Raw genomic sequence first — 6,991 nt, forward strand, 5'->3', positions numbered from 1 at the left:
CTTTATTTATTAGTATGCGTCCACACCCCGTCCCAATCGGCGGGGGGTGGGGTTTCTTGGTAGTATTCGATGCGTTGCAAATATAGCTGGGTAGGTGGGTCTTGTTGATCTTCCAGCGCGGCAAACGCCGCCTGCGCCTTTTCAAACGCAGCCGCCTGATAAAACGCTACAGCTTCATCAAATGCCGCCTGCCATTCACGCTGGCCCGGGGTTAATCCCCTCCATTGGCCAACCGGCTCCAGCACCCAAACGGGTGCATCACGACCTTTAACACGTACTTTATCCAAACGGCGAAAACACCAATTGGGGGCTTGCTGCACGGTTGCTTCACTCACCAGCACACTCACTCCGTAGGCCTTAGTCAGCCCCTCCAGGCGCGCCCCCAAATTAACGTTATCGCCCATTACGGTATAGGCCATCCGGAAGCTCGACCCCATGTTGCCTACGCTCATTGACCCAGTGTTCAAACCCACTCCCATGGCCAGTGCTGGCTTGCCCTCATGGATAAATATCTGGTTGATATCATCAAGTGCTTCAAGCATTGCAAACGCCCCTTCAAGGGCGTGCTCGGCGTGCGCAATATCGTGAAGCGGTGCGCCCCAAAAGGCCATAATCGCATCGCCCATGTATTTATCGATGGTACCGTCGTGGGCATGAATCGCTCCAGTGAGGGGCGTCAGCAGCCGGTTCATCACCTGAGTCAATTCAGCAGGTGGTAGCGTCTCAGAAAACGCCGTAAACCCGCGCACATCTGAAAACAGCACCGTCATCTCACGCTCTTCACCTTGCAGGCTCATCCCTTGGCCGCTGTGTACCATGTCGTCTACCAGCTTAGGCGGTATGTACTGCCCAAAGCGTTCGGCTACCCAACGCTTCTGCTGCGATTCAGTTAAAAAATTCAGCGCCAGGTGCCATAGCATCTGCAACACAAACAGCACCAATAATGCCGCCAGCGGCAACACCAGCCCCTGTTGCCAAGCCCAGAAGTTCCCTCCCAGCGTAATGCCCAGCAGCCCAACGCTTACTGCCAGCAAGGTCGGCGCGTTCAAACGCGGGTACAAAAATGTCATCAACACCCCCAGCAAGGCCAGGCTGACCAGTTCCGCCCCCGCCACCCACGGCGGCTGGGCCTTATAGCTTTGGTGCAACATCCCCGCCAGCAGCGTCATGTTGATCTCTGGCCCCAGGAAAACGCCGCCCACCGGGGTCGAACGCAAATCCATCAAACCCGGCGCTGAAGCCCCAAGTATCAATGTTTTACCAGCAAGTGCTTCAGGCTCGATACGCTCGTTCAATACATCGGCGGCTGAAATATAGTCAAAATGTCCGCGCTCGCCGTACCACGGCACCAGCGCCGCCCCCTGGTTATCCACCGGAATTTCAAAGCCGCCGACATCCAGCGCCTCCAGTTGCGCCACGCCCGCGCCTTCGCCCACTTTTGGCTCAATCGTCGGCCCGCCTATCATCGCCATTAACATCGCAAGCGGCAGGCTCGGATAAAGTTCACCCTCCCAGCGCTGCAGTAAAGGCACCCGGCGAAACACACCGTCGTCATCCACCTGTGGGTTATCAAAAAAACCGCCGCCCATCGCGCTTTGCTGCAGCTCGGGCAGGTTGCCGGTAAAACGCTCTGGTTCGGGTACTGAAAGCGAGTCGCCTCCGTTCACCTCCACCGGCGCGGGCAATGTGCCCACTGGCGGCGGATCATCTTCGGCGACGCTTGCTTGAAAATAATACCCCAGTACCACTGGGTAGTTAGCCAAGGTGTCGGCCAGCACCGCATCGCCACTGTCTGGCGGCCCACGTTCTTCAAGCGCGGGGTAATCGCTCACCAACCTTTGCCAGTACTGTTTGAGCAACGTCCCTTCCGGCTCGGCAAACACAATGTCCACCCCTAGCAGCCCCGCGTGGTAAGTATCAAACAGCGTTTCTACCAGATCGGCGACCACTGAACGCGGCCAGGGCCACTGGCCAACCTCGTAAAGGCTGCGCTCATCAATATCAATAATGGCCAGATTAGGGTCGGCCTCCTCGCTCAGCGTTGCTCGCACGCGACTGTCATAGGTCTGCCACTCCAAGCGCTCCAGAAACGGCATCGGCATACAGCCCACCAGATCCAGCAACAGCGCCACCACGATGGCCATGCCGCCACCCCACTGCAGCCACCGCCCCTTTTTGGCATACACCCTCGACATACCCGCGACCCTATTTCCCTGATACTAAGACGTTATGGCGGCCAACCCGAGTGCTGACTTTATCATCAAGCGCCCAATCATCGTCATGCGTTAACCATCGTGTTGCTTATCTTCTCTTAAAGCTTTTCTGCAGGTTACACATTTCTCTGAGACGTTAAGCCGACTTGTTTTCAACGTTTTTAATACTTATTAATGAAGGCCAACACTTTTAATAACGCATCAGACAGCCATGGCTTTTTTTTCATTTTCAACAGACGACTTTGCACCCAGCGAACGCCTGGAGGCTGCGCAGGATATATACAGCGCCATGGCGCAAGTAAAGCTTGATGCGCCCAGGAAGCAGATTCCGCATGTTGAAACACGCATCAGGCTACTGCCGGGAATTTCCATCGCTCGGGTGACCGCATCATCGCTGCATGCGGCGCGTGAAAACCCGCAAGTCGCTGATGGTAACGATGACATTACGCTTTTAATCCATCCCGGTGGCCCCGGCGGCTGGCTCTCTCACCTACAAGCCCATGATTCTCTTGCCTGCACGCCGGGCAGAGCACGCGTGGTCTATAACCATCAGTCAGGTAGCGTCGACTTTTACGGCGAGCGGGTCAATTTCCTAAGCATCGCGTTTGCACGCGCGCAGTTGGCGCCGCTGCTTGGCGATATGGACCGTTTGCCTAAACACCTGCTTTTGCCCGGCGAATCGTTACAGCACCTAAGCCGACTCTGCCTAGCACTGACAGAATGTCCCGACGCGCTTGATAGTCAACCCACCTCTCAGTTGACTCGACAACTGCTGGATCTAGCGTGCTTGGCACTAGGTGCCACGCCGGAGGCATACGAATACGCCCAGCGTGGCGGCCTGCGTGAGGCACGTTTAAAAGCCATTAAAGCTGATATAAACGTTCATGCGCGGACGCCGATCACTTTGAATGACCTGGCACGACGCCACGCTGTATCGCCCAGCTATATCCGGGCACTGTTCAATAATGCGGACACTTCCTTTACCGACTACCTGGTTGAACAGCGTCTCCAGCGCGCGTTTAGTGCGCTAACATCCCCTCACTCAGCTCAGCGTTCAGTGAGCGATATCGCCCTGCATTCGGGTTTCAATCACCTTTCCTGGTTTTACCGCGCGTTCAAGCAGCGCTTTGGCGTCACACCAGGCGAGGTTCGCAACATTGCTCACATCAGCTGCCCTCCAAACACGCCCTGATTAAATCCTCGCAAGTGTAGCGCTGAGTGGAAGAAGCCCCCCTTGCCAACGCGTAGGCTGGTAAAAAATTATTACTGATAAAGGCTAGGGGATCATGAACCGTATCTATCGCACCGTTTGGAACGCTGCCAGAGGGCAGTGGCAAGTCGCGCCTGAAAACGTTAAACGCCACGGCAAAACATCACGCCGTTCCGGCATTGTGGGCACACTGGCCTCGTTGACCGCTGGGAGCATCATTCTATTGCCCCTTTGCGCGTTTGCCAGCGGCTTGCCCACGGGGGGTGAGATCCGCGCCGGTAGCGGCAGTATCAAGCAGTCCGGCAACGCGATGCGTATTAATCAGAATTCAGACCGCATGGCCATGGACTGGGATGACTTCTCGGTGGCCGAAGGCCACCGCGTTGAGTTTCACCAGCCTGGGCGGGATGCCGCTGCCTTGAACCGCGTCACCGGTGATCAGCTCTCGCAAATTCGTGGGGCGATTGAGGCCAACGGCCAGGTCTTTCTGGTCAACCCCAACGGCATTGTATTTGGTGACACCGCCCAGGTGGACGTGGGTGGCCTGGTCGCCTCTACTTTGGACATCAGCCCCGACGACTTTATGGCGGGTGATTTTACCTTTGAGGGCAACAGCAGCAGCGCGATCATCAATCAGGGCAATATCCGCGCCGCTGACGAAGGCTATGTGGCGCTGATCGCCACCGAAATTATCAATGAAGGCAGCATCAAGGCCCCCCGCGGCGATGTAATGATGGGCGCGGGCAGCCGCGTCACGCTGGATATGGGCGGCCCGATCAAGATTGAAGTCGAAGAAGCCCTGCTGGATACCTACATCGAACAAGGCGGCGCGATACAAGCCGACGGCGGCCGGGTCTACCTGACCGCCAAAGCCGCAGGTGACTTGGCCGCCAGCGTCATCAACCACACCGGCACCACCCAGGCGCGTACGCTTGCAGAAAACGCGCAGGGTGAAATCTGGCTGATGGGGGATATGCAAAGTGGCGAAACCCGCGTGGCGGGAACGCTGGATGCCTCGGCACCGGATGGCGGCGACGGGGGCTTTGTGGAAACCAGCGCGGCCAAGGTTCGCTTTATGGATGAAGTCACAGTGACGACACAAGCTGCTCAGGGCAAAACGGGTGAATTACTCATTGATCCCTCTGACTATACAGTAGCTCCCAGCGGCGGTGACATTACTGGTGAAAGTCTTTCAGACCTTCTATCTAGAACTACTGCCACCCTTAGTACTGATGAGTGGGGTAGTGGCGGTAATGGCGATATTTTTGTGAATGACGAGGTGAGCTGGAGTAACAGTAACCAACTAACCCTAAATGCTCTACGCAATATAGAGATTAATAAAACCATACAGGGTGGCGGCAAGCTGGTGTTGAAGTACGGCCAGGCTAACAATGGCGGTGAGTACCAGATCAATGCTCCGATCGATCTTCCAGCAGGCCAAAACTTCTCTACTCAGCTTGGCAGTGATGATGGTAACCGGATTAATTATACAGTAATTACCGAATATAGCAGTGGTAGCAGGACAAGCCTCAATAACCTGCAAGGCACGGGCAGCCATCTTTCCGGTAACTACGCATTAGGCGCAGATATCGATGCCAGTAGCACCGGGTCGGCATGGTATAACTCATGGAACCCCATCGGTGATCATGATAGCCCCTTCACAGGCAATTTTAATGGGCTCAGTCATACTATTAGCGATTTAAATATAGATTCTGATAGTGATGATTACCTTGGCCTATTCGGCAGTGCCAGCAGCACCAGCATTATTCGTGATATTGGTCTAGTCGGTGGGAATATAAAAGGCGGTACGCGTCTAGGAGGACTCGTAGGCTTTAACGCTGGTGATATTATCAATGCTTACACCACTGGTAGCGTTAATGGTACTGGGAGAATCGGCGGACTGGTGGGCTTCAATGAGGGCAATATTGTCCGCGCACACGCCACCGGCGAAGCAACGGGAAGTGGTCGTGATGTCTACGATGGCTGGCGAGTCGGCGGGCTGGTGGGGCATAACATTGGCACTATCACTCATTCCTACGCCACTGGGCATGTAAAGGGTGATATACACGCCGGCGGGTTGGTCGGAAGCAATACTGGCACGATCACTAAAGCCTATGCTACTGGCAACGTGGAAACTCCAAGCTCGGATGGAATGTTCGCAGGGGGGCTGGTTGGAATTAATGATGATGGTCGCATCACCAACGCCTACGCCACTGGCGACGTAGTGGGAGATAGAAACGTTGGCGGACTGGTCGGTCGCAATGATACCCAAGCCCACAACCTCGTTACTATCCGAAACTCCTACGCTACTGGTAAGGCAACGGGCAACTCCGACGTAGGCGGTTTAGTCGGGGATGGATTAGGCTATGTATTCCGTGTTGTCATTGACAGCTACTACGCCACAACCCGCGCTAATGGCAATCCGATCAATGGAGCCAACTCCTCCGGCGAAGGTACGGGGAAATCCTACGCCGAGTTAACCAAACTCGGTACCTTCAGAAGCGCCTGGGGAAGTGACATCGATGCCCATGGCGGCACCGATGCAGTTTGGCGAATTTATGATGGCCATACCACACCAATGCTGCGCAGTTTTCTAACGCCGGTAACGGTGACGCCCGATAGCAACGAGATTGTCGGTAAGGTTTACGACGGCGACGCCGCCAGTGGTATCGCCGATTACGCCACAGACGTGAGCGGTGCGACGCTGGATGGCAACAGTCTCACATATACAACGGATGCCGCCGATGCGGGTACCTATGATAGCCTCAACTTTTCTGGTCTCTACTCCCACCAGCAGGGTTACGATATCAGCTACGACAGTGCAGCAAGTGTGACCATCGACTCTCGCCCACTCACCATCAACGGCACCACTGCCCAAGACAAAACCTACGACGGCTCGACCGATGCTACTATTACAGTAGGCACCCTGAATAATCTGGTCGCCGGCGAAGATCTAAGCGTTGCCGCCACCGGCAGCTTTAGCAGTGCCGACGCTGGGCAACGCAATGTAAACGCCAGATATATTTTGAGTAATGGTAACAACGGTTTAGCAAGTAACTATACAACGCCAACAGACAGTACTCATTTCGCCACCATCAATAAAGCGTCGTTGACCGTCGCCGCCAAAGATGACAGCAAAACCTACGATGGCCAGACCTACAGCGGAGGCAACGGTGTAACCTATTCAGGATTCGTCAACAATGAAGGTGAGAATAAGCTAGGCGGCAGCCTAGCTTATAGGGGCACAAGCCAAGGGGCCACCAACGCCAATACCTATGACATTAAACCCGAAGGGCTGAGTGCCACCAACTACGACCTGACCTTCGAAAGCGGCAAACTGACTATCGATCCCCGCTCACTCACCATCAGCGGCACCACCGTCGCGAACAAAGTCTACGACGGCTCGACCGATGCCACTGTAACGGCGGGCGCTATGGATAACCTGGCCACGGATGAGAACCTAAGCATTGACGCCAGCGGCAGCTTCGACAATGCCAATGCCGGATCCCGCACTGTCACCGCCAGCTATACCTTAAACGATGGTACCAATGGCCTCGCCAATAACTAT

The 6,991-nt window shown here is 55.3% G+C and carries 3 protein-coding genes; 2 read left to right on the plus strand and 1 reads right to left on the minus strand.

The window, feature by feature from the left end; translation table 11 throughout:
* Window positions 1–2 precede the first annotated feature (2 nt).
* On the minus strand, window positions 3–2,195 hold the full coding sequence (locus KUC_RS03160; RefSeq protein WP_040479393.1) for a CHASE2 domain-containing protein: 2,193 nt from the start codon (window positions 2,193–2,195) through the stop codon (window positions 3–5).
* A 229-nt stretch (window positions 2,196–2,424) separates the two neighbouring features.
* Between KUC_RS03160 and KUC_RS03165 the strand changes: the two genes are divergently transcribed.
* Together KUC_RS03165 and KUC_RS19670 are read left to right on the plus strand one after the other, a co-directional pair.
* Window positions 2,425–3,405 (plus strand): helix-turn-helix transcriptional regulator, encoded by a 981-nt coding sequence (locus KUC_RS03165; RefSeq protein ID WP_007111649.1) that lies wholly within the window; start codon window positions 2,425–2,427, stop codon window positions 3,403–3,405.
* A gap of 94 nt (window positions 3,406–3,499) precedes the next feature.
* Window positions 3,500–6,991, plus strand: a 3,492-nt coding sequence (locus KUC_RS19670) for a two-partner secretion domain-containing protein (RefSeq protein WP_167537986.1), incomplete at its 3' end; no start/stop codon positions are given.

It is taken from the genome of Vreelandella boliviensis LC1 (genome assembly GCF_000236035.1).
Lineage (GTDB): Bacteria > Pseudomonadota > Gammaproteobacteria > Pseudomonadales > Halomonadaceae > Vreelandella > Vreelandella boliviensis.

What these genes read in the sequence shown, in the direction of transcription:
- KUC_RS03160 (WP_040479393.1), bottom strand. Translation starts at nt 2,195, where the DNA reads ATGTCGAGGGTGTATGCCAAAAAGGGGCGGTGGCTGCAGTGGGGTGGC.
- KUC_RS03165 (WP_007111649.1), top strand. Translation starts at nt 2,425, where the DNA reads ATGGCTTTTTTTTCATTTTCAACAGACGACTTTGCACCCAGCGAACGC.